Genomic DNA, 21,902 nt, shown 5'->3' on the forward strand with positions numbered 1-21,902 from the left:
CAGGTGTGTGACGTGCCCAAACGAAAGTAGCCGTAGACGTAGGCTTCCCCCGAGAAGCGTTGCGGCGGCGTATAAAGCGATCCAGCTCGGACTTCGACTACGAACCATAGTCGGCTCGAGGGTCGAGCGACAGTGAAATTGCGCTTTAAACCTAAATTCATTCAGAGATATTCGCTATGGTCGGCTGTGTGCGGTCACAGCGCGACGCTCAGGGCGACCGCGCCGGCGCACACTGCCACCACCACGCCGATCGCCAGCGCATCGCGCGTGGTCGGCGCGCTGGGATGAGCGGTGAGCATGCCCGTGCCACCGCGCGCGGTGATCGCCTCGCCCAGCTCGCCCGCCCGCCGGGTCGCCACCGCCATACAGGCCGTGATGATGTCGATGATCGGGCTGTGGTCGACGCGGTGCAGCAGGTTGTCCTTCGGCCGCAGCTTGCGGGCCGCGCGCAGCACCCGGAGCTCGTCGAGCAGCAGTGGCAGGCCACGCAGCGTGAGCGCGACGACCACCGCCCACTCGTCCACCGGCAGTCGAAGTTTGCGCAGCGGTGCGCCGAGTTTGGCCAGCGCGGGCGCCACCTCACCCATCGGCGTCGTATAGGCGATCAGGAAACCCGCGGCGACCAGCACCATGCCGAACACGAAGACCTGCGCGTACCCGAGCACCGCCTTCGTCCCGATCGGGGCGTTGATCAGCCCGCCGAGCAGCACGATGCCCCAGAACCACCACGGCAGCCGCGGCAGCGTGCCGAGCGGCAACCGGGCCAGCAGCCAGATCACCACCAGGAACGCGATCATCACGCCGAGCACCGGCCAGGTCGGCAGGAACATCAGCAGCAGGCTGATCAGGAACGCGGCGATCATCTTGGTGCCCGCCCACAGCCGGTGCACCACGCTGTCGACCGGAACCTCACGCAGCAACACGGCGCTCATCGGACGGTCCCCTTCGGTGTGTGCGTGCGCAGGTTCGCGGTGGCGACACCGGGTGCGCCATCGCCGGCGCCGAGTGCGGGCGTACCCGGCGCGTAGGCGGTCGCCGCACGGGCCGCCCGCTGCCCGGCCGCCTCGACGACGACACCCGCGTCCAGGTGCACGGTGCGATCGCACACCGCGGCCACATCGGCGACATCGTGCGAGATGATGATCAGCGTCAGTCCCGAATCACGCAGCCGGGCAAGAAGTTCCACGATCTCAGCCCGTCCGTGCGGGTCCAGCCCGGCCAGCGGCTCGTCCAGCACCACCACCTGCGGGCGACTGGCCACCATGGCCGCGAGCACCACCCGCTTCGCCTGACCGCCGCTGAGTTCCTCGATCGAGCGGGCCGCGAGCCTGCGATCGAGGCCGACCGCGTCCAGCGCCTGGCCGACCGCACCGGAGCCGGTGACCCGGCCGCCCCAATCGGCGATCTCCGCGCCGACGGTCTGCTTCTGCAGCTGCAGCCGGGAGTGCTGGAAAGCCAGCGCCACCCGGCCGATCTGCTTGGCGACCGGACTGCCGCGCAGCTCGCAACGCCCCGCGCTCGGCGCGATGAGCCCGGCGATGATCCAGGCCAGTGTCGACTTGCCCGATCCGTTGCCGCCGACGATCAGCAGCGCCTCGCCCTGCCGCACCGATAGGTCGACGCCGTGCAGGGCAGGTGCCTCCCACGGCGTGCCGCGGTTGTAGGTGTGGCGCACCTCGGTCAGCTCGAGGATGGGGGCACCCATCGGACGGCGGCGCTGGTCCCTGGCCGGTTGCGGCCAGCTGGCCAGCTGGTCGACCGCGCGGCCTGCCGCCAGGTGGATCACCCGGTCGGCGGCCACGGCGTCGGCCTCGTGGTGAGTCACCAGCACCACCGCGGTGCCGTGCCTGCGTGGCAGTCCGGCCAGCAGCGCCACCAGGTCGCGGCGGCCGTCCGGATCGATCATCGAGGTGGCCTCGTCGGCGATGAGCAGCGCGGGCCTGCGGGCCAGCGCGGCGGCGACCGCGAGGCGTTGCTGCTGTCCGCCCGACAGCGTCGCCGTCTCGAATCCGCCCATGCCGTCGAGGCCGACCTCGGACAGCAGCGCGTCCACATCGACCTCGGCGGCGTCCGGCGCCGACATGCCCCAGACGACATCATCGGCCACCGAGACGCCGAGCGTCTGGCTCTCCGGCCGCTGCAGGACCAGGGCCGTGCCGCCCACCTCGCCGAGGCCCGCCGACCCCGGCCTGCGCACCGTGCCCGTGGTCGGCGGCAGCCCGGCGAGCACCCGCGTGAGCGTGGATTTGCCCGAACCGTTGTGGCCCACCACCGCGACGAACTCGCCGGGGCGGATCGTCAGATCGATATCGGAGAGCGCATCGGAGTCGGCGCCCGCGTAGCGGTAACCGACCCGGTCCAGGGTGACCGGAAGCGGCCCGACCGGACGATCGTCCGCGGGCGCGTCGAGCCGGTCGCTGCCGGGTAGCCAAGCCAGCCGGTCGAGCACCGAGCCGAGCACGAACCAGGACACGATGCCGCTGGCCAGCACGCCGAGAGCCACCGAGCCACCGAGATAGAGCCACCACCAGCGCAGCACCTCGGTGGTGACCTCGGCCGCGGCCCGGCCGAGCGGTTCCAGCGCCGCCTGCCGTTGCGCCAGGTTCTCGATGCCCTTGGCGGTATTGCGGATCGCCTCGAAGAACAGTTCCCGCGTGCGCCCGAAGACCAGCAGCATGCCCACCGAGAACAGTCCCCACGCCACGCCTGCCAGCACCGACAGCGCGAGTACCGCGGGCAGCCCGCCGCCGCGCCGCTTCACGACGCCGATGATCCCGGCGATGGTGGCCGCGCCGAACACCCCGAGTGCCGGCATGAGGCCTGCGGCGACGAAGGTCACCAGACCCGCCGCGATGGTCGCGGTGACCAGCGCGCGCAGCCGGTAGCGATGCGCGAGCAGACCCAGTGGGACCGCCGCGACCAGCTGCAGCGCCGCGGCCATCGGAACAAGAGCGCCGATCGTGATCAGGCCGACGGTCAGCCCGGCCATGACCGCGCCGGTGGCCAGCTCGATGGGACGCAGGGGTCCGCGGGGTAGCGCCGCGGGCTTCTCTCTCACGCCCCCCAGTCTGCCAGTGCTTGTTGGAGCGCTGACGCGCTCGAGTCGCGGCCCCCTTGGTCCCGTCGATCAGGCGCCGTTTCTTGCTCCTTCGTCGCTTGCGAAACGGCGCCTGATCGACGGGACGGGCCGCGACCGCCGACTTCGTCGGCGGACCCTCCTCGAGGTCGGGTCGTGCGGGGCTGGGTTGGGGGGGTGAGCTTGCGTGCTCGGGTGTGTGCTGGTGCGCGCGGGTAGCGGCTCCCTGGAGTCGGCTCGCTCGGGCGGGGTGGCTTGCTTCTTCGTCGTCGGGGCCACCGCGCCTGATCGACACCGGCGGGCCGCGACCGCTGGCTTCGTCGGCGTAACCCTCCTCGAGGTCGGGTCGTGCGGGGCTGGGTTCGGGGGTGAGCTTGCGAGCTCGGGGTGATCGTGGAGTTGCCTAGATCGGTGGTTCGGCGAGCCAGCCGCCCATCGGGACACTGCGGAAATGCGTTGTCAGGGTGTTGGTCTCGTCGATGACGTGCAGTGCGACGGCGGGGTCGGGCGCGTAGTCCATCACCTTGTGCGGTGGGGTGACCTCCCACTCGCCGCCGAGTACCGACGCGGTGCTCGGGCAGGTGATCATGGGTTTGCCCGCGAAAGTGGTGGCGATGGGGGAGTGGGCGTGCCCGGTGAGGACACCGATGATGCGGGGATCGCCCGCGACCACTTCGGCCAGGCGCCCCGGCTCGGCCAGCGCGATCACGTCGACTACCGGGCTGGCGACCGGCCGCGGCGGATGGTGCAGCGCCACCACGATGGGGCCGTCGCCCGCGGCCGCTACGGTCTCGTCGAGCCAGTCGCAGGTTTCGCCGGCGAGCAGGCCGCCCGGTTCGCCGGGCACGGTGGAATCGAGCATGATCACGGTGAGCCTGCCGACCCGGTGGACGCTGTTGATCGGGGCGTCGGAGGTGGGTTCACCCAGCAGTTCGGTGCGGAAGGCGGCGCGGTCGTCGTGGTTGCCCGGTAGCAGGTGGATCGGGATATCGGCCCGCAGCGCGAGGCGGGCCTCGGCGTACTGTTCCGGCTTGCCGGAGTCGGTGATGTCGCCGGTGACGAGGATGACGTCGGGTCTGCGCGGCAGGTCGGCCAGGTAGGCCATCACCCGCTCCACGCGTTCGGTATTGCGTGGGCTGAGGTCGAAGTGGGTGTCACTGAGCTGAGCCGCCAGGATCATCGGCAGTCGCTTTCTTCTCTGGGATCGCTCCATTGCGTCAGAGTGTGCCGGTATGTCTCGTCGACACTCATCCAGGCTAGATGACCTGCGCTTATTCGTCCGCATGAGCCGTACCACGGCCCGGAACCTGTTCAGTGGTCTGTGTCACCGCGCACGCTCGGACAGCTGTCGCAGCACCCGCAGGAAGGTGTCGCGGTCGGTGGCGGGCAGGTCGGCGAGCAGCCGGGCCTCCTGCTCCTGGATGTCGTGCTGGGTCGCCTCGCGCAGTCGCGCGCCCGCCGGGGTCAGCCAGACCAGGTTGACGCGCCGATCGGCCGGATCGGGTTCGCGCCGGATCAGCTCGCGCCGCTGCAGGTCGTCGAGGACCGGGATGATCCTGGTCTTGTCCGCGCGGATCGCCTTGGCGAGCGCGGCCTGGGTGTACACGGGTTCCACGTCGAGTCCGAGCAGCACCACATAAGCCCACATGCTGAGTCCGTGCCGGTCGAGTACCGGTCGCTCCAGGTCTACGAGGGTGCGGCCGAGCGGCAGCAGCATGGCCGCGAGATCCGGGCGTGGTGCTTTCGGCATGGTCGAAATGTACCGACCTTGTCAGATGGTAAGCATGCGCATACGATCTGCGTATGCCTACTGTTTTGGAAGATCAGCTGTTGCTAGCCAGGCACGCGCGGGCAGTGCGGCTGAGTGTGGTAGCCGTCGAGGCGGCTGCCGGCGCGCCGCTCACCATCGAAACACCCTGTGCGGGTTGGGATCTGCGCGCGCTGCTGGAGCACATGGCCACCCAGAACCGCGGATTCGCCGCGGCGGCCCGCGGCGCGGAGGATCCGGCGGTCTGGGCGGTCCGCCGCGCCGCCGACCCGATCGGCGACTACCTGCGCTCGGCCGACGACGTGGTCGAGGCCTTCGCCGCACCCGGCGCCCTCTCCCGCACCATCACGCTGCCGGAGATCCCGCCCGGCCGTTTCCCCGCGACCCTCGCGCTGTGCTTCCATCTCATCGACAGCGTCGTGCACGCCTGGGACGTCGCCCGATCCCTCGGCCGCACCGTCGATCTCGATCCCGATCTAGCACCGACCGCGCTGCGCATCGCCGAAGCCGTCCCGACCGGAGAATCGCGCCTCGCGCCCGCCGCCGCCTTCGCGCCCGTGCTCGCGGGGCCTGCCGAGGCGCCGACCCTCGACCGAATTCTGCGTGTGCTCGGCCGAGAGCCGACGTGGCGTCCGAGCTGACCGGCCCAGTGGCGGCGCACCGCGCCGATGGCCGACGATGGGATGATGACCCGCAGCGCCGACCTGTTCGAAGAATCCCGCGGCCGCCTCGAGGCCATCGCCTACCGGCTGCTCGGCTCGGCCGGTGACGCCGAGGACGCGGTACAGGACACCTACCTGCGCTGGCACGCCGCCGACCAGGACCTGATCGAGACCCCGGAGGCCTGGCTCACGAAGGTGCTCACCAACCTGTGCCTCAACCAGCTCGCCTCCGCAAGGGCGCGCCGGGAAACCTATGTGGGCCAGTGGCTTCCCGAGCCGGTGCGGGCCGGTGACCGGATGCTCGGCCCCGCCGACACCGTCGAACAGCGCGAGTCGGTCTCGCTGGCCGTGCTCACCCTGCTGGAGCGGCTCTCGCCGAACGAGCGCGTGGTGTATGTGTTGCGCGAGGCGTTCGGCTATCCGCATCGCGAGATCGCCGAGCTGCTCGACCTCACCGAGTCGAACTGCCAGCAGATCTATCGCAGGGCCAAGCAGCATGTCGCCGGTGGCGCGCGTACCACCGTCGACGCCACGGCCGCGCAGCGCATCGTGGCGGAGTTCCTGGCGGCGGTGCTCAGCGGCGACACCGAACCGCTGATCCGGCTGCTCGCCGCCGACGCGGTGAGCATCGCAGACGGCGGCGGCCGGGTCCCGGCCCGCAAGTCCCCGGTCGTCGGCGCGGTGGCCATCGCCCGCTACCTGTCGAACGTGTTCCGCCGGACCCCGGCCAAAGCGGCCCTGGTCGGCGGCGAGCCGGTGTTCTACGCCGACGTGGTCAACGGCGCGCCCGCGGTGCTCGCCGTGGTCGGCGACCGGATCTTCACGGTGCTGAGCGTGGTCGCGACGGCGGACGGCATCGCGGCGGTGCATCTCCAGGTCAACCCGGAGAAGTTGGCTCGGCTCACCCGGCAGTGGCAGGCAACGGGGCCGCACCGCCCGCTCGATCTCGTGTGGTGACCCAGCTCACGCCCGTCCGGTGTCAGGGATCGCGCGCCTATCCGGTTCAGGAGGGGAGTCCACCCCGATAGGAGCGAGCCATGAAGCACCGCATTGTCGTCCTCGGCGCCGGGTATGTCGGCGCGACCACCGCCGGTCGCCTGGCGAAACGGCTGCACCGCGACGACGTGGAGATCACCCTCGTCGGCGCCGACCCCGATTTCGTCGAGCGGGTGCGGATGCATCAGCTCGCGGCCGGCCAGGATCTGCCACAGCGGCCGCTGCGCGAGCTGTTCGCCGGGTCCGGCGTGCGGGTGCGGACCGCGCTGGTCACCGCGGTCGATGTCGACCGCAAGACGGTGGCGCTCGCCGACGCCGAACCCCTGCGCTACGACACGCTCGTGTACGCGCTCGGCAGCACGGCCGCCAGCGAGGTGCCCGGCGTCCTCGGGCACGCCTACACCCTGTCGGGCAAACCCGACGCCCTCCGGCTACGGACCCGGTTGGAAACCCTGGCCGCCGGATCCTCGGTGGGCATCGTCGGTGGCGGGCTGACCGCGATCGAGGCCGCCACCGAGATCGCCGAGTCCCGTCCCGACCTGACCGTGACGATCCTCGCGCGCGGCGGGGTAGGCGACTGGCTGCACGACAGGGCCCGGCAGCACCTGCGGGCGGTGTTCGACCGGCTCGGCATCACCGTGTGCGAGGACGCCGAGGTCACCAGGGTCACCGAACGAGGGGTGACCCTCGCCGACACTTCGGAATTCGCGACGGATGTGACCGTGTGGACCGCGGGTTTCGCCGTGCACCCGATCGCGGCGGCCACCCCGCTGACCGTGTCGGACACCGGCCGCGTCGTCGTCGACCGCACCATGCGGTCGGTCTCGCACCCCGACGTCTACGCCGCGGGCGACGCCGCGCTCGCTCCCGGCCCGGACGGGCGCCCACTGCGCATGTCCTGCGCCGCAGGCACGCCCATGGCCTGGCGCGCCGCCGACGCCATCGCCGCCCGCCTCACCGGCCGCGCCGCACCCGAGGCCGCCATCGGCTACGCCCTGCAGTGCGTCAGCCTCGGCCGCCGCGACGCCGTCATCCAGCGCGTGACCTTCGACGACCAGCCCACCTCGACGGTGCTCACCGGCCGACTCGGCGCACGCGTCAAGGAACTCATCTGCGCGGGCGCGGCCTGGGGCGTCGGCCACCCGACGGTGCTCCTACCGAGCCGCCGCCGACGGGTCGCCACCGGGCCGACCGGTGACGTGGCGAATCGTTCGACATACGCGGAGCCGAGCACCGGCGCACGCTGACGCTCGTCACCCCTGCCGAGCACGACACCGCAGTGGAGGGGTCCGGCGCCGGCCATCGGCGTTGTGCGTCGGGTGCCCGGCAATCGGCCAAGCTGAGCGTGCACGAATCGGTCGGATGGTCGCGTGCGAGACCGTTGTGCACGAAAGTGAACGCTCAGCGCGGATTCACTGTCGCCGGGAGCTGTCGCGGTTCCTCCCTCACGCAGCGGCACGCATGCAGGTGGCCTCGGAGTGCGTGTGGGCTCGGCCTCCGCGAAGTCGGCGGGTTGGTGCTGCTCAGCGGGAGAGTGCGGCCAGTCGCTCGGCCGCGGTGTCGAGCAGGTCGGCCGGGGCGGCACCCATCGGTGCCGAGAAGTCGGCGCAGGGGGTGGCGGTCAGGTCGAGGACCGGTGGGGCGAGCCAGTCGGCGTCCAGGCGCAGCCGCCAGGAGTGCAGGTGGGTGCGGGGGAAGGTGGCGCTGCGGTCGAACAGCGGGTCGCCGAGGATCGGGTGGCCGATCCAGGCCAGTTGTACCCGGATCTGGTGACGTCGGCCGGTGACCGGCGCGAGCGCGAGCAGTGTGTGCTCGCCGTATGTGGCGACGGTGGCGAACCGGGTCAGCGACGGATAGTTCTTGGTGGGCAGCAGGTCGGCCTCGTCGACGAACCAGCGGTCGCCGTCGCGCCGGATAGCCTCGCGCGGGGCCGCGATCCGCACCCGGTTCTTCCGGCCGACGCTCAGCGGCAGGTCGAGTTCACCGCGCTCGGGCAGCCCGGTGCCGGAGACCACCGCCAGATACCCTTTGCGCGCGGTCTGCTTGTTGAACTGCCTGGTCAGCGCGCCGTGTGCGGCCAGGTCGGTGGCCAGCAGGACCAGGCCGGAGGTCACCTTGTCGATCCGGTGCACCGGATACAGCTGGACGCCCGCCGCGGCGGCGAGCTCCACGAGGTCGGTGTCGTGCCGCTCGCCGGTCACAGAGATCCCCGCGGGCTTGTTCAACGCGAGCACCGCGTCGTCGGCGTAGACGGTGTACCGCTCGCGCACCTGCTGCCAGTCCATCTCCACGCAGACACCCTAGGGCGCCATGTCGAGCGCCGATCCGGCGCCTCCGCGGCCGGTCGGCCGCGTTGTCGTCCCGCCGACCAGCCAGGAAGTCGGCTGCGGGTGCCGTACGCGTCGATATCGATGACTTCAGCCCCGAATGCCTCGCCTGGACCTCGGCTCCCGGTCTGCCGCGCCTCAGTCGGCGGGCCGGAGGCGGTGCGGACGGAGCCGGTTGAACCCGCGCACCCGCACGCTGCGCAGATGCCGGATGGCGAATTCGGGGTTGCCGTCGAGCGCGTCCGCCGCGGCGTCGTCGATGAGGATATTGCCAGGCCGCGCCACACCGGTGAGCCGCGCGGCGATATTGACCACCGACCCGTAGAGATCGCCGAAGCGCTGCAGCACCTCGCCGTAGGCGAAGGCCACCCGCAGTTCCGGGGTGCCGCCGACCAGCATGGTCGATTCCTGGATGGCCAGCGAGATGCGGGCCGCGTCCGCCGCGGTCTCGGCCGCGAACATCACCTCGTCGCCCACGTTCTTGATCACCCAGCCGCCGTTGTCGGTGATGGCGGAGGTGGTGGTCGATTCGAAAGCTTCCAGCAGCGTGGACAGTTCGTCGGGATGCAGATGCCGGGTGAGCCTGGTGAAGCCGACCATGTCGGCGAAACCGACGGCCAGCGTCCGCATGGAATCCTCGCCCACCTCGTGCTCGTCCACCGAGCGGGAGACCGCGGCGGCCAGATGCCTGCGCCACACATAGGACTGCAGCTGCTCGATGCCCGCCATCGTGGACTCGGTAGCCGCCCTGATCCTTTCGGCCAGCGGGACGGCCGGATCGGCGGCCGCGGCGCGTGCCCTGATCTCGGCGAGCACCAGATCTGCCTGCCATTCGGCCAGCCGCGCCATGCCCTGACCGATGGTCCGTGCGGCGGCAGCCTGCTGCCGGATATCGGATGCCGCAACGACCTTCATGCTGCGGAAGTTGCTGACGGCGGTGATGTCGAGCTGGGTGTAGTCCCGCTCGTCGTTCTCGGTGGCGGGGAAGCCGAGCGCCGTCCACAGCCGCCGCGACTCCGCCTCCGGCACCCCCGACTGTTCGGCCACCTGCGTGCGCGTATACCGCCGTGGCCCGGCCAGCAGCGACTCCTCCACCGTGCGCTGCACCAGCTCGTTCATCTCGGTATCCGACATACCGCGACTCTACGGCGTGCGCCGGTACCGCCGGTTCGGGTTGTTCGCCCACACAAATCCGCGGCGACCTCGCTGTGCGTCACCCCCGCTCGGGGTGGTGCCGGTCACAGGCCGTCCGTTCGTACCCGCGCCGACCATGACCATTACCGCCAGGTTCGGAAGTACCGCGCAAAGTGCGTACTTCCCCGGCCGGACGGCACCGGTCGACACTCGAGGCGCCGCAGAACCAACAACGGCCTCGATCGGAGTTGACCATGACCAAGCAGGTAACCGTCCTCGGAACCGGATCGATGGGCACCGCCATCGCCAACGCCCTGCTCTCGGCCGGGTATCGGACGCACGTCTGGAACCGCAGCCATGAACGGACGGGGAGCTTGGTCGACGCGGGCGCGATCGCACACCGCGAGATCGCCGATGCCGTCACCGCGGCGCCGGTGCTCCTCGGCGTCCAGACCGACTTCGACGCCACCCGCGCGAGCCTGCGGCCCGCCGCCGACGCGCTGACCGGACGCGACGTCATCACGCTCAACAGCGGAACCGCCGCGCAGGCAAGGCAATTCGCGGATTGGGTGCGGGCACGCGGGGCGCGTTCGCTGGCCGGCGCGATCAAGAACGTCCCCGCCGCCGTCGGCGAGCCGGACACCCTGCTCTATTTCGCCGGTGATCGCGAGGTCTTCGACACGCACCGGGAAACCCTGCGGGTGTTCGGTGGCGAGCTGGACTTTCTCGGCCAGGAACCCGACCTCGCCGCCTTCTACGAGGCTGCCGTCGGCGCGACCCTGCTGCCCACCCTGCTCGGCTTCCTCGAGGGCGCCGCCATGCTCGGCTCGCGCGAGCTGCCCGCCGCCTCGATGGTTCCGTACGCGCGCAAGTGGCTGCGGATGATCGAATCGCTGCTGCCGGTGCTCGCCGAGGAGATCGACGCCGAGGACTACACCCGCCTCGGCTCCTCGGTCGAGCTGTTCCACACCATGATCGAGTCCGATCCGCAGACGGCGGCGGAGACCGGCGTCGACCTGTCCTGGCACGCCCCGATGCACGACCTGCTGCGCAGGGCCGTCGCCGATGGCCGCGGCGAGCAGAGCGTCACCGCGCTGTACGAACTACTGGCAGGCCGATGAATCGGTACCGGTCGGTCGCTCGTTCCACGTCCCCGGTGCGGCACAGCTGGGTATGGTCGGCGAAAGTGTCATGAGCCGGAGGTGGAGTCGGTGGGTATCAAGCAGCGGGACGCGGTGCGGATGAGCGACGAGGAGGTCGCCGAGTTCCTCGACCGCAGCCGGGTGCTCACCCTGGCCACTCTCGACGCGCGGGGAAAGCCGCATCTCACGGCCATGTGGTTCGGGCACATCGACGGCACCGTGTACTTCGAGACCAAGTCGAAGTCGCAGAAGGCGGTGAATCTGCGCCGCGACCCCACCCTCACCTGTATGGCCGAGGCCGGTGACACCTACGACCAGCTGCGCGGCGTCGCCATCGAGGGCACCGCCCACCTCATCGAGGACACCACCGACGAGGAGTACTGGAAGGCGGGCATCGACATCTACGAGCGCTACGTCGGCCCGTACACCCCCGAGATGCGGCAGTTCGTGGAGGCGATGATGAACAACCGGATCGTGGTGCGGGTCGAGCCGATCCGGGTGCGGTCCTGGGATCACCGCAAGCTGGGGTTGCCCGCCATGCCGCTCGGTGGCAGCACCGCGGAGTCGCCGCGACCGTGAGCCAGTAGCGCGCGCAACGGGGCGGCGGCGTCGAGCAGGGCGAGCGAGCGCGCCGTGAGCGCGGCGTCGCGTGCGGCCAGCGCCGACTCGACCCGGGCCGGAGCGCGCCGGAATTCCGGCATGATCGCCCGCACTTGCGCGATCCGATAGCCCGCCTGGCGTAGCTGATGCACGATGCGTGCGTCGCGAACCTGTTCCGGGGTGTAGTGGCGCGCCCCGCCCCGCCCGGTCGCGCGGTCGGGAACGACCAAACCCGCTGCGTCCCAATGCCGCAGCGTCGACGGCCGGACGCCGAGCGCGCCGGCGAGTTCGCTGATGCTCAGGGCGTCCTCGTCGCTGACATCGGTGATCGCCTCCGCGGCAATGGCTTCCGCTGCCGTGCGGGCGAGTTCGAGGTCGGCCCGCTCGGTGTGCAGTCCGGCATGCGCGGCATCGAGGACCGCGAGCACCTGTCCGGATTCGCCCGCGTGTACCAGCCGCAGCAGCTCCTTGGCGGCCACCGGACCGATCCCGGCCGCGAGCGCCCGGTATGCCAGCGCCGACGTCACGTGGACCTCCCGATAGGTTCGGTGTCCACCCGCGGTGCGTCGCGCAGGCGGCAGCACCCCGTCCCGTTCGAGATTGCGCACCTGCTGCACCGAGTACCCGGCCCGCCGCGCGACCTCGACCGTCCGGCCGACCGGTGAGTTGAGGTTTTCCATCGGAAACTCCTCGTGGTGGTGACAGAAGTCCACACAAGCACTTCAATGAGACGCTCGAACCATGACGATAGACGACATCACCGAATACCTGCTCTCCCTCGGCGGCGTCCTGCCGGTATTCCCGGAACCCGGTGGTGCATGGCCGGAGATCAGCTGGGGCGACTCCTACTTCTATTACGCCCCCGACGGGGTCGTCCCGACCACGTCCCAGCCTTTCGCCACCATCGTGACCAAGCGGTACCCCGACGAGCCGGCCAACGATCTGGACCGACCCGGTGCCTTCCGGGTCAACGTGGCGGCGGGCCGCGACGCCTTCATCGCCTGGACCGGCCACACCCCCGGTCGAGCCCCCGCAACGCCCGCTCCCGACGACACGATCCACGCCCACCCCGTCTACGGCTCGGCCGCCTGGCTTGCCGTCACCAACCCCGCCGACCGGACCGCCGCCGCGCTCCGTGAGCTCCTCCGTACCGCCCACACCAGGGCCGCGGCCCGCTTCGAGCGTCGACCTGGCTGAGTTCGGCACGGTCGGCGAAGATGGCCGGGTGGGTGACTATTTCGAGCGGATCGTCGACGTCGAGGTCGGCGCGGACGAGGCGGCTGCGTCGGCGGCGCTGATGGTGGACTGGATGGTGTCGCGGGGGTGGCTGACGCGGGAGTCGTCCGGCGCCGCGATGTACAGCAGGCAGGTCGCCGAAGGGTATGTGCCCGGCGCTGATTGGGGACAGATCGCGCACGACTGGGGTGCGGACTGGGTGCCGGGCCCGGTGGCGGTCGTCGCCGGGCGTGCTGCCCATCATCCGGGGCAGGGCGAGACGGAGCCGTCGGCGGCGAAGTGTCCGGGTTGCGGCGATACCGCCGTCGTCATCGACTATCCGAACCGCTGGGAAGCCGATCCCGCGGTATGGCAACCGTTTTCGATCGCCATCGATACTTGGCGGCAGACCGGAGACGCTACCGTGACGTGCCGGACCTGCGCCGCGCCGAGCCAGGTCACGGCGTGGTCGTTCGCCGACGGGTTCGCGCTCGGCGCACTGGCTTTCGACTTCTGGGGCTGGCCGCCGCTCACCGAATCGTTCGTCGCGGAGTTCGCCACCCGGCTCGGCCACCGGATCGTCCACCACAGCGGCAAGTTCTGACCGGCGGACACGCGGAGAACGGAGCTGTTCGCGACTGGTTCGCCGGTGTGATCATGGACCCCATGAACCCGGATGAGGTCGTGATCGGCGGTCCTGAGATCTCGACCGCCGAGGTATCGCAGGGCGAGGCGTTCGACCTGTGGGCGTCGATCATGAGCGAATCGGTGCTGCCCTGCTCGATGGAACCACGCGGCGACGGCCCGTTCTACGGCTCGCTGACACCGAAGGTCATGTCCGAGCCGCTCTCGATCGCGCTCGCCGCCAACTCGGCCGAGATCGCGCGCAGGACCAAGCGTCATATCGCCAGTGCTTCCGCGCCGTATGCGCTGGCCGGGCTGACCATCTCGGGAGTCTCCGAGTTGGCGTGCGACGGTGAGTTCCTGCGCACTCCCGCCGGCTCGATGTTCCTCGTCGACGGCGAGCATCCGCAGGAGGCACGGACCTCGGTCTACCGCGGTCTGCTCATCCGGGTGCCCAAAGACGTGCTGCTGCGCTCGTCCGGGCTCGGTCCCGCGGAATTCCCCGCGACCATGGTCATCGATCCGGTCGCCCACGGCGCGCTGGTCATCGATTTCTTCCGGCGCTTCGCCGCCCTGCCGCCCGCGACGCGCGGCGTTGGACAGCTGCTCGATGCCGGGGTCGAGCTGCTTGGCGCCGCGCTGGCCATCGGCAGCGGCGAGTCCCCGGCCCGGCCATCGGCCCAGGTGCTCGACCGGGAACAGGTGGCGCGGTTCCTCCGGAGCAATCTGGCCGATCCAGACCTCAGCGCGCAGCGGATCGCCGAGGCGTGCGGCATGTCGCGCAGGAAGCTGTTCCGCGCGGTCGGGCCGGAGGAAGGTGGGCCGATGGCCCTGCTGCGTGGCCTTCGGGTCGAGCGGGCACGGACGCTGCTCACCGACGCGCCCGACCGGACGATCGCCTCCATCGCGAGAGCCTGCGGATTCGCCAGCGACAGGCACTTCTATCGAGTCTTCCGCGGTGAGACCGGAATGACCCCGGCCGACTTCCGCGAGTGCGCGCTGTCCATGCGGCGATTCGCCGATCCGGCGGCAGGCTGACGCAACCTTGCGAACGAAGTGGCACGTTCTGTCGCCAAGTGGTTGCTGGTGTCGGTTCCCGTGTCGGAGCAATCTCACCTGCGCCGTCGGAGGCCCTCGGCGCTGTACCGTGTCATGAGCAGCTCGAGTGCAGTCCACGAGGGGTGACCGAAAGGGAAGGTCATGACCGTTGAGCATCGTTTGCTACGCACTGGCCCGCGTCTGCGCGGCACACTGGGCCCGGTCGAATTGACCACCGGCGGCCTCTTGCTCGTCTCCGCGGGCCTGGCCCTGCTCGGCCCGCTCGTCGCCGCCCTGCTGATCCGCCGCAGCGGTTCCGCTGGCACCGACACCGCGACGACAGCCTCGCTGATCCTGCTGTCCATCGCGGTCGTGCTCGCCATCTCCACGGCGATCGGCCTGTTCGTCACCGCTTTGCGAAGACGGTGACGAACAGGCAGTGGACCGCTAGCCCCGGTAGACCTCGACGTAGGCGTTGGTCGCCACGGCGAGGATGCCGGGACCCATGCCGGTGCAACCGGCCGTGATCTGCTGTCCTTCGGGGGTGAAGGGGTAGCTCAGCGAGTAGTACGGGCCGACGGCGTACATCGGGAACGGTCCGCTGGCGTAGAGCCCGACGCAATCGACGTGCAGCACATAGTTGCTGCCGCCGTCGGGCTGGCAGGTCGCCGACGCCCCGAACAGATCGCGCTGCACCACGCAATCCTGGGGCGCCGCCTGCGCGGAGCCGGAACCGATGATCATGACTGCGGCAAGACCAGAAATACCAGCGGCTGCGACGCGGGCCGCAGCGAGAACTGTTCGTTTCATCGGAAACTCCTCCGGTGTCGTGGTGATCTTCGGCCGAACTCCGAGAAACGTTACGTCGGCTAGCGATCTGGGGTCGCCCCCGGCGCGGAACCGCTCGCGCCGCCGTGCGGGGCCTTGGCAGGTGTGGCATGCCGGGCGGACACTGGAGGAATGGTGGACAGAGAGCAACGCACGCCCTTCTACGGGGTGGTGCTGATTCTCGCGGCACTCGGTGCGTCGATGGCGGTCAGTTTCTACGGCCCGACCTGGATTCGCGTCACCGTCTACATTCTCACGGTGATGGTCGTGCTCGTCGGCGGCGTCATGACGTTCCGGGACTACTCGCACTGACGGTGCGGACGCGAGCCCACGTCACCGGTCCTGGCGGCGGCGTGGTGGACAGTTATGCCGGTCCGGGGCACCCCGCGGTGCCGACGCGGCTTGATTCCGAAACTGACAGTTTCGTATGACGTCACCGTGGCGAAGCACGCGGGCGGGCGCCCCCGCGAGCGGCGGGTGGACACCGTGATCGCGGCGGCCGTGCGCGCGGTGATCGGCGAAGCCGGGTACGCGGGCCTGACCGTGGACGCGGTCGCGGCCATGGCCGGGGTGAGCAAGGCGGCGATTTACCGCCGCTACACCACCAAGCAGGAGATGACCTTCGCGGTCCTGCTACCCGACCTGGACGAACGAACTCCCGGCGACACCGGCAGCCTGACCGGCGACCTGCGCGCACTCACCGAGCAGATCGCCGCCCAGATCGTCGGCCCCGGCCCAGACAACCTCACCGGCCTACTCGCCGATATCCGTGCTGATCCTGCCCTGCGCGCCCGCTTCGCCACCACCTACCTGACCGTGGAACGCGGCATCATCGGCACCGTGCTCGACCGGGCGATCGCCCGCGGCGAACTGGCGAGCCGTCCCGACCCTGCCCTTGTCCACGCACTGCTGCTCGGTCCGCTGATCGCCTGGCTGGTGGTGCTCGACGAATTTCCCGCGCGCGCAACCGAACTCGCGCATCTCGTCGGCGAGATCGCAGGCGGGGCGCTCACCGCGCGGCTGCTGCCGGTCGAGACGTGGTCATAGCGAGCTGATTCGGCTCCCCGGCGGGCACGATCAGTACCGGACGGCGGGCGTGCTCGGCCAAGGTCGCCGAAACCGATTCGCCGAGAAAGCGTTCCAGCAGCGCGGCCGGTCCCCGTGGTCCGCTTCGCCTGTCGTTGTCCGGCCCGCGAGTTCCGGCGCGCGGGCAACGCCCTCCGATCTCGCCGGACCGGGCGCAAACCGTATCCATCTCGTCGTCGCCGGTGTCGAGTTCCGCAGTGCGATGGTCGACGGCCCCGGCGGGAGCCAGGCGCTGATCGCCGACCCGGCGGGAAACCTGATCGAGGTCTTCCAGCCCGCCGGGTGAGCGTGACCGTCCCGCGGCGGAACCGGCTACAGTTCCAGCATGGCGGCAGCGACCTGGTCGGCTGCCCCGTCGCGGAGGGCGGTGCCCATCTCGTCGAGGACGAGCAGCCGTGCCCCTGGGAGTGCGGCTGCCAGCGCCTCGCCGTTGCCGACCGGGAAAAACGGGTCGGTCCGACCGTGCACGACGAGTGTGGGGATATCGAGCTCGCCGAGACGTTCCCGCCAGCGCGGCGCGCAATCGATCCGGGCGAACACCATCCCGAGCTGATTCGCTTGGTGCACAGCGGGATCGCTCGACGGCGTGCGGTCCCAGATACGCGCCGCTCTGGCTCGCTCCGCCTCGCGATCGTTGCCGAGCAGTTCGGCTCCGATGGCGGCGAAGGCGATGACAGCATCCCGGTCGGTCCAGTCCGGCATCGGCTGGGCGAACAGAGCCTCCATGAGCGCGTGGTCGTGGTCGGGGAGGTCCTCGTCGACGGGGCCCGGGGCCACCGGCCGGGTACCGACGAGGGTCAGGGCGCAGAACCTGTCCGGGTGGTCGAGCGCGGCGACCTGTGCGACCATCCCGCCGACACCGATTCCACCGAGATGGGCGTTCTGCGCGCCGAGCGCCGCGACCAGCGCCGCCGCGTCGGCAGCGAGGTCGCGCAGGTCGTAGGCGGGATTCTCCGGGTCGAGCGTCGTCGACGCGCCGGAGTCACGCAGGTCGTACCTGACGACGTGTCGTCCGCCCAGCGCCAGCTGTGCACACAGAGCATCCGGCCAGGACAGCATTGTCGTCCCGCCGACCATCAGGACCAGCGGATCGCCCGCATCGCCGAAGCTCTCGACACCGAGTTCCACTCCGTTCGCGGACATGCCTGATCGAAGCCGTCCCGTCATTCCCTGTCTCCTGTCCGCCGGTGCATCCCCAGATACCGACGGCAGATCCGCCCCGAAGTCATCGGTGCCGACGGAATTCGGCCCTTCACCCCGCGTTCGGGCCGTCTTCGATGCCTGGGCTGTCAGGCGGTGTGCGAGAGTTCAGGACGCGACCCGTGCGGCATCGCTACCGAACAGCGGAGACGACCATGGCACCCACCGACCGGTTCAAACCACGGCGAAAGCCATCGCAGCAGCGATCGGTGCAGACCAGGCGGTGGATCCTGGCCGCGGCCGCACACGTTTTCGCCGAGCACGGCTACGGCGCGGGCACGACCAATCGCATTGCCGAACGAGCCGGAGTTTCGATCGGATCGCTGTATCAGTACTTCCCGAACAAGGATTCGATCCTGAGCGCGCTGATGGACGAACACCTGGAGCGCGGCACCTCGGTGCTCACCGAACGCCTCGCGCCAGGATTGCCCGGCGAGCTCGACGATGTCCTGCGGCTGTTCGTCGCCGCGACGATCGATACCCATCGCGCCGATCCGAAGTTGCATCAGGTGCTGTTCGAGGAGGCCCCGCGGTCGCCCACACTCCTGGCCCGGCTCCACGAAACCGAACAGTTCGTCGTCGAAATGGTCACGTACCTGCTGACCGACCATCCGCAAGTATCGGTCCCCGACACTCGGCTGGCGGCGCGGATCGTGGTGGCCACGGTGGAATCCCTGGTCCACCGCCTGATCGCCACCGCCGACCCCGTCGACCCCGACGAACTCGAGCGTGAAATCGTCGAACTGCTCGGCGGCTACCTCCGGTCGGCGGGCAGGCCGACACCCGAAATCTCCTAGGGCTGCGGTGGGATCGGATAACCCGGCCGGCCCCGCAGGGAGGTCGCTACCCCCGGCCATCAAAGCTCACACGGGAGGGGTCGTCCATAGGGCGCTGATCGGGACGCCGGACATGCCGTCTCCGAAGGAGAGTTGCTGGTCGCCGCAGTAGACGACGAAACCGGCGTGGAATCTACTCGCCGCAACCGTCGGGCTGCACGCTCCGCCGTCCGCTGGCAAGGTCACCGTTGAATCGGTCGCGACGGCATGGCTTGCCGGGCATCCCTCATGGGAGCGAGGTACGCGGTCGCGGTACGAGTCGATCGTGAAGCGGCATATCTTGCCCAAGTGGGGAAGTGTGCGGCTCGCTGATCTGGTGGACATGCACGATGAGCTACAGGCATGGGTGACCGGTCGGGTGGACGCCGGTGCGGCCGGTGGCACGGTGCGAAAGAACCTCGGTGTGCTGTCCATGATCTGTGATCACGTGGTGAAGACACGCAAGATCGCGGTGAACCCGTGTCGCACGGTGGATCGGCCGAAGCAGCGACTTGCGAAGCGGCGCTATCTGTCTGGCGTGGAAGTCGAGCGCCTGGCCGAGTGCGCCGGTTCCAACTGGCTGACGGTGATGGTGCTGTCCTACTGCGGATTGCGGTTCGCTGAGCTGGCCGGAATGCAGGTCTCGGCGGTGTCGATCGGTCGTAACCGTATCCAGGTCGAGCGGACCATTACGGAGGTCGACGGCCAACTCGTGATCAAGGCGCCGAAGGATCACCAACGGCGAAGCGTCGCGTTCCCGACGTTCCTGGTCGAACCGCTGAAGCAACGCGTGGCCGGGCGGGGCTCGGACGCGGAGGTCTTCACCTCGTCCCAGGGCGCGATCCTGCGGGTTCGGAACATGCGCCGGGATTGGTTCGATGCTGCCGCGAAGGCTGCCGGGCTGGAAGGGCTCACACCGCATGAGCTCCGGCACACGGCGGCCTCGCTCGCGGTGTCGCAAGGTGCCTCGGTGCTGGCGCTCCAACGGATGCTGGACACGATAAGCCGAGCACGGCGCTGGACTTCTACGCCGACCTGTTCGATGACGACGTGGCGAGCAAGTTGGACTCGGCCCGGACCGGTTTCGCTGCGGACTGGCTGCGGACCGGCCGGGGTGACGGGCTCGACGGTGAGGCCAAGAAAGCGGCCTGACCTGCAAAAGTTCTTGTGCCCTCGGCAGGATTCGAACCTGCGACACCCGCTTTAGGAGAGCGGTGCTCTATCCCCTGAGCTACGAAGGCGGGGGGCCGACTGGATCAGCCGTGGTGAGTATAGCGGGTGTCGGGGTGGGGTCGGGGTGGCGGCGGATTCGATGGTTCAGAATCCGTCGAATCCGCCCCCGTCCAACCCGCCACCGGAGTCGAATCCGCCGTCGTCCCAGCCGCCGGAGTCCTGACCGCCGTCCCATGGGCCAGGATCGATGGAGGCTTCCCCGGTGCCGTCCTCGAAGGCCTGGGCGTCGTAGCCGACCCCTGGCATTCCGGTGAACAGGGTGCTGAACAGGAGGGCGGCTCCGGCTCCCCAGGCGCCGGCGATGAGGGCGGGTTTCCACCAGGGCTCGGAGTACCAGCCCGCGGGGACGGGCCTGCCCGCGACGCGGCCGCCGGGGAAGTAGTTGGGGGTACCGGTGGAGGGGGCGGGGGAGGCGGTGATGGGGCGGCCGTTGTGGTTGACGGTGCGGCGCCGGTCGACCTGGCCCGCGATGTCCTGGCCGTCGAGGGCGGGGACCGGCGGGCCGGGGTCCATGTTCATGGCGGTGCGGGCGGCACGGATGTAGTAGAGGCCTTCCAGTGCCGTTTGCTTGGCGAGGACGGCCTGGGTGGCGGAGGTGGCGCGGTCGAGCTGGCCGCCCGCGGCGTTGTAGCGCTCGGCGGCGTCGGCCAGTGCCTGGCGGGCGGCCTCGTTGCGTGGCGTGAGCTGGTATACCTGGCCGCCGAGACGTTCGGTGGTCACCCTGGCGTCGGCTTGGGCGTCCTCCAGCTCGCGCGCGGTCCGTTTGTTCTGCTCCGCGCGCAGGTACAGCAGTGCGACGACACACACCACCACGATCAGGATCAGCCACCACAGCATCGCGCACCTCTTTCGGTCGAGGTCTCGAGTGCTGTCCAGTTTACTGATAGGTTGCCTGCTCGCGCTCAGGTGCGATGATCAGCGCGTTGCCCGATAGCTCAGGTCGGCGTGCGGCGTGCGCGATGCGGGCCGACGCCTGGTCGACCCGCTCACCCGGCGAGATGGCGCGCGATCACCAACCGCTGAATCTGATTGGTGCCCTCGAAGATCTGCATGATCTTGGCCTCGCGCATATAGCGCTCCACCGGGAAATCCTGGGTGTAGCCGTAGCCGCCGAACACCTGGACGGCGTCGGTGGTGACCTTCATGGCCGCGTCGGTGGCAGTGAGCTTGGCGACGCTGGCCTGGCGTGAATACGGCAGGCCGGCGTCGCGGCGGCGGGCCGCGTCGAGGTAGGTGGCGCGGGCGGTGTCGACGGCGGCGGCCATGTCGGCGAGCACGAATCCGAGGCCCTGGTGGTCGATGATCTTGCGGCCGAAGGCCTCGCGCTCCTTGGCGTAGGCGACAGCCTCGTCGAGCGCGCGCTGGGCAAGGCCGGTGGCCACGGCGGCGATGCCGAGGCGGCCCGCGTCCAGGGCGCTGAAGGCGATCGAAAGGCCCTGGCCCTCTTCGCCGATCCGGCGTTCGACGGGCAGGAAGACGTCGTCGTAGGCCGCGGTGGTGGTGGGGATGCCGCGCAGACCCATCTTCTCCTCGGGCTTGCCGAAACTGAGACCCGTCGTTTCGGCGGGGACGAGGAAGCAGGAGATGCCGCGCGAGCCTTCGCCGGTGCGGGCGAACAGGGTGTAGAAGTCGGCGCGGCCGCCGTTGGTGATCCACGCCTTGGTGCCGGTGATCCGGTAGCCGTCGTCGACGGGGGTCGCGCGGCAGCGCAGCGCGGCCGCGTCGGAACCGGCGTGCGCCTCGGAAAGGCTGTAGGCGCCGATGGTTTCGCCCGACAGCATGCCCGCCAACCACTGCTGTCGCTGCGCTTCGGTGCCGAAGGTGAACAGTGGATGGCAGGACAGGCCGTGCACGCTCACCGCCACCGCGACCGCGGCCCACCGGCTGGCCAGCTCCTCGAGAACTTGCAGATACACCTCGTACGGCTGGGCGCCGCCGCCGAATTCCTCCGGGTACGGCAGGCTCAGCAGCCCGGCCGCGCCGAGTGCGGGGAACACGCCGTCGGGGAAAACGCCGGTCTTCTCGCTCTCGGTGACCCTCGGTTCGAGCACCTTGTCGGCGATGTCGCGGGTGAGCTCGATCAGGTCACGCGCTTCGTCGGTGGGCAGCATCCGGTCAACAGGCATGCCAGACACATTACGTCCAGCACTGAATTGCA

Annotated in this window: 24 protein-coding genes, 1 tRNA gene and 1 pseudogene; 14 read left to right on the forward strand and 12 right to left on the reverse strand. The window is 69.9% G+C overall.

Annotated elements, in window-relative coordinates:
* Window positions 1-194: 194 nt before the first annotated feature.
* From ACFOW8_RS06760 to ACFOW8_RS06775, 4 genes are all read right to left on the reverse strand, one after another.
* The gene (locus tag ACFOW8_RS06760; protein WP_378547012.1) at window positions 195-932 is read right to left on the reverse strand and encodes an energy-coupling factor transporter transmembrane component T family protein; all 738 of its coding nucleotides are present in this window, start codon (window positions 930-932) and stop codon (window positions 195-197) included.
* Entirely contained in the window at window positions 929-3,058 is a 2,130-nt protein-coding gene (locus ACFOW8_RS06765) for an ABC transporter ATP-binding protein (protein ID WP_378547015.1), read from the reverse strand. Before ACFOW8_RS06765 ends, ACFOW8_RS06760 begins: the two co-directional genes overlap by 4 nt.
* 421 nt (window positions 3,059-3,479) lie before the next feature.
* Window positions 3,480-4,289 (reverse strand): metallophosphoesterase, encoded by an 810-nt coding sequence (locus ACFOW8_RS06770; protein WP_378547017.1) that lies wholly within the window; start codon window positions 4,287-4,289, stop codon window positions 3,480-3,482.
* A 111-nt stretch (window positions 4,290-4,400) separates the two neighbouring features.
* The gene (locus ACFOW8_RS06775; RefSeq protein ID WP_378547020.1) at window positions 4,401-4,826 is read right to left on the reverse strand and encodes a MarR family winged helix-turn-helix transcriptional regulator; all 426 of its coding nucleotides are present in this window, start codon (window positions 4,824-4,826) and stop codon (window positions 4,401-4,403) included.
* Window positions 4,827-4,879: 53 nt separating this feature from the next.
* Between ACFOW8_RS06775 and ACFOW8_RS06780 the strand changes: the two genes are divergently transcribed.
* The 3 genes from ACFOW8_RS06780 (at window position 4,880) to ACFOW8_RS06790 (ending at window position 7,749) form a co-directional block, all read left to right on the forward strand.
* Entirely contained in the window at window positions 4,880-5,485 is a 606-nt protein-coding gene (locus ACFOW8_RS06780; RefSeq protein ID WP_378547023.1) for a TIGR03086 family metal-binding protein, read from the forward strand.
* Window positions 5,486-5,527: 42 nt separating this feature from the next.
* A complete protein-coding gene (gene sigJ / locus ACFOW8_RS06785; protein ID WP_378548544.1) occupies window positions 5,528-6,463 on the forward strand; it encodes an RNA polymerase sigma factor SigJ in 936 nt (311 codons plus the stop codon).
* Between the two features lie 80 nt (window positions 6,464-6,543).
* Entirely contained in the window at window positions 6,544-7,749 is a 1,206-nt protein-coding gene (locus tag ACFOW8_RS06790; protein ID WP_378547026.1) for an NAD(P)/FAD-dependent oxidoreductase, read from the forward strand.
* Window positions 7,750-8,025: 276 nt separating this feature from the next.
* Here the strand turns inward: ACFOW8_RS06790 and ACFOW8_RS06795 are convergent, their stop codons facing one another.
* Window positions 8,026-8,787, reverse strand: coding sequence for an RluA family pseudouridine synthase (locus ACFOW8_RS06795; protein WP_378548547.1), 762 nt, complete (start codon window positions 8,785-8,787; stop codon window positions 8,026-8,028).
* A 180-nt stretch (window positions 8,788-8,967) separates the two neighbouring features.
* The gene (locus tag ACFOW8_RS06800; RefSeq protein ID WP_378547029.1) at window positions 8,968-9,963 is read right to left on the reverse strand and encodes an adenylate/guanylate cyclase domain-containing protein; all 996 of its coding nucleotides are present in this window, start codon (window positions 9,961-9,963) and stop codon (window positions 8,968-8,970) included.
* Between the two features lie 254 nt (window positions 9,964-10,217).
* On the opposite strand from ACFOW8_RS06800, the gene ACFOW8_RS06805 reads away from it, so the two are divergent.
* Together ACFOW8_RS06805 and ACFOW8_RS06810 are read left to right on the forward strand one after the other, a co-directional pair.
* Window positions 10,218-11,084, forward strand: a complete 867-nt coding sequence (locus ACFOW8_RS06805) for an NAD(P)-dependent oxidoreductase (protein WP_378547032.1) — start codon at window positions 10,218-10,220, stop codon at window positions 11,082-11,084.
* A 90-nt stretch (window positions 11,085-11,174) separates the two neighbouring features.
* Window positions 11,175-11,684 carry a pyridoxamine 5'-phosphate oxidase family protein gene (locus ACFOW8_RS06810; protein WP_378547035.1) on the forward strand — a complete coding sequence of 170 codons (510 nt, stop codon included), beginning with the start codon at window positions 11,175-11,177 and terminating at the stop codon, window positions 11,682-11,684.
* Here ACFOW8_RS06810 and ACFOW8_RS06815 read toward each other — a convergent pair.
* Window positions 11,618-12,385, reverse strand: a complete 768-nt coding sequence (locus ACFOW8_RS06815; RefSeq protein ID WP_378547038.1) for a MerR family transcriptional regulator — start codon at window positions 12,383-12,385, stop codon at window positions 11,618-11,620. The two genes, ACFOW8_RS06810 and ACFOW8_RS06815, sit on opposite strands and share 67 nt — an antisense overlap.
* Window positions 12,386-12,446: 61 nt before the next feature.
* Here ACFOW8_RS06815 and ACFOW8_RS06820 point away from each other — a divergent pair, with 61 nt between their 5' ends.
* The 4 genes from ACFOW8_RS06820 (at window position 12,447) to ACFOW8_RS06835 (ending at window position 15,011) form a co-directional block, all read left to right on the forward strand.
* The gene (locus ACFOW8_RS06820; RefSeq protein WP_378547041.1) at window positions 12,447-12,902 is read left to right on the forward strand and encodes a DUF6194 family protein; all 456 of its coding nucleotides are present in this window, start codon (window positions 12,447-12,449) and stop codon (window positions 12,900-12,902) included.
* A 28-nt stretch (window positions 12,903-12,930) separates the two neighbouring features.
* A complete protein-coding gene (locus tag ACFOW8_RS06825) occupies window positions 12,931-13,524 on the forward strand; it encodes a hypothetical protein (protein WP_378547044.1) in 594 nt (197 codons plus the stop codon).
* Between the two features lie 62 nt (window positions 13,525-13,586).
* Window positions 13,587-14,582: an AraC family transcriptional regulator gene (locus ACFOW8_RS06830; protein WP_378547047.1), complete on the forward strand. Its 996-nt coding sequence runs from the start codon at window positions 13,587-13,589 to the stop codon at window positions 14,580-14,582.
* Window positions 14,583-14,744: 162 nt separating this feature from the next.
* The gene (locus ACFOW8_RS06835) at window positions 14,745-15,011 is read left to right on the forward strand and encodes a hypothetical protein (protein WP_378547049.1); all 267 of its coding nucleotides are present in this window, start codon (window positions 14,745-14,747) and stop codon (window positions 15,009-15,011) included.
* Between the two features lie 18 nt (window positions 15,012-15,029).
* Here ACFOW8_RS06835 and ACFOW8_RS06840 read toward each other — a convergent pair whose 3' ends face one another.
* On the reverse strand, window positions 15,030-15,392 hold the full coding sequence (locus tag ACFOW8_RS06840) for a hypothetical protein (RefSeq protein ID WP_378547052.1): 363 nt from the start codon (window positions 15,390-15,392) through the stop codon (window positions 15,030-15,032).
* Between the two features lie 150 nt (window positions 15,393-15,542).
* Between ACFOW8_RS06840 and ACFOW8_RS06845 the strand changes: the two genes are divergently transcribed.
* The 3 genes from ACFOW8_RS06845 (at window position 15,543) to ACFOW8_RS06855 (ending at window position 16,782) form a co-directional block, all read left to right on the forward strand.
* A complete protein-coding gene (locus ACFOW8_RS06845) occupies window positions 15,543-15,722 on the forward strand; it encodes a hypothetical protein (protein ID WP_378547055.1) in 180 nt (59 codons plus the stop codon).
* Window positions 15,723-15,848: 126 nt separating this feature from the next.
* A complete protein-coding gene (locus tag ACFOW8_RS06850; protein WP_378547058.1) occupies window positions 15,849-16,457 on the forward strand; it encodes a TetR/AcrR family transcriptional regulator in 609 nt (202 codons plus the stop codon).
* A gap of 49 nt (window positions 16,458-16,506) precedes the next feature.
* Complete coding sequence (locus tag ACFOW8_RS06855) at window positions 16,507-16,782, forward strand: VOC family protein (protein ID WP_378547061.1); 276 nt, start codon at window positions 16,507-16,509, stop codon at window positions 16,780-16,782.
* A gap of 26 nt (window positions 16,783-16,808) precedes the next feature.
* On the opposite strand, the gene ACFOW8_RS06860 is transcribed toward ACFOW8_RS06855, so the two are convergent.
* Window positions 16,809-17,639 (reverse strand): alpha/beta fold hydrolase, encoded by an 831-nt coding sequence (locus ACFOW8_RS06860; protein ID WP_378547064.1) that lies wholly within the window; start codon window positions 17,637-17,639, stop codon window positions 16,809-16,811.
* 212 nt (window positions 17,640-17,851) lie between these two features.
* Here ACFOW8_RS06860 and ACFOW8_RS06865 point away from each other — a divergent pair, with 212 nt between their 5' ends.
* The gene (locus tag ACFOW8_RS06865) at window positions 17,852-18,493 is read left to right on the forward strand and encodes a TetR/AcrR family transcriptional regulator (protein WP_378547067.1); all 642 of its coding nucleotides are present in this window, start codon (window positions 17,852-17,854) and stop codon (window positions 18,491-18,493) included.
* Between the two features lie 451 nt (window positions 18,494-18,944).
* A pseudogene (locus ACFOW8_RS06870) lies at window positions 18,945-19,496 on the forward strand (tyrosine-type recombinase/integrase); the annotation flags it as partial.
* A gap of 183 nt (window positions 19,497-19,679) precedes the next feature.
* On the opposite strand, the gene ACFOW8_RS06875 reads toward ACFOW8_RS06870, so the two are convergent.
* From ACFOW8_RS06875 to ACFOW8_RS06885, 3 genes are all read right to left on the reverse strand, one after another.
* A tRNA-Arg gene (locus ACFOW8_RS06875) sits at window positions 19,680-19,752 on the reverse strand.
* Between the two features lie 76 nt (window positions 19,753-19,828).
* Complete coding sequence (locus tag ACFOW8_RS06880) at window positions 19,829-20,581, reverse strand: DUF1542 domain-containing protein (protein WP_378547070.1); 753 nt, start codon at window positions 20,579-20,581, stop codon at window positions 19,829-19,831.
* A gap of 149 nt (window positions 20,582-20,730) precedes the next feature.
* Window positions 20,731-21,870 (reverse strand): acyl-CoA dehydrogenase family protein, encoded by a 1,140-nt coding sequence (locus tag ACFOW8_RS06885; RefSeq protein ID WP_378547073.1) that lies wholly within the window; start codon window positions 21,868-21,870, stop codon window positions 20,731-20,733.
* Window positions 21,871-21,902 lie beyond the last annotated feature (32 nt).

Source organism: Nocardia rhizosphaerae (genome assembly GCF_042650365.1).
Taxonomy (GTDB): domain Bacteria; phylum Actinomycetota; class Actinomycetes; order Mycobacteriales; family Mycobacteriaceae; genus Nocardia; species Nocardia rhizosphaerae.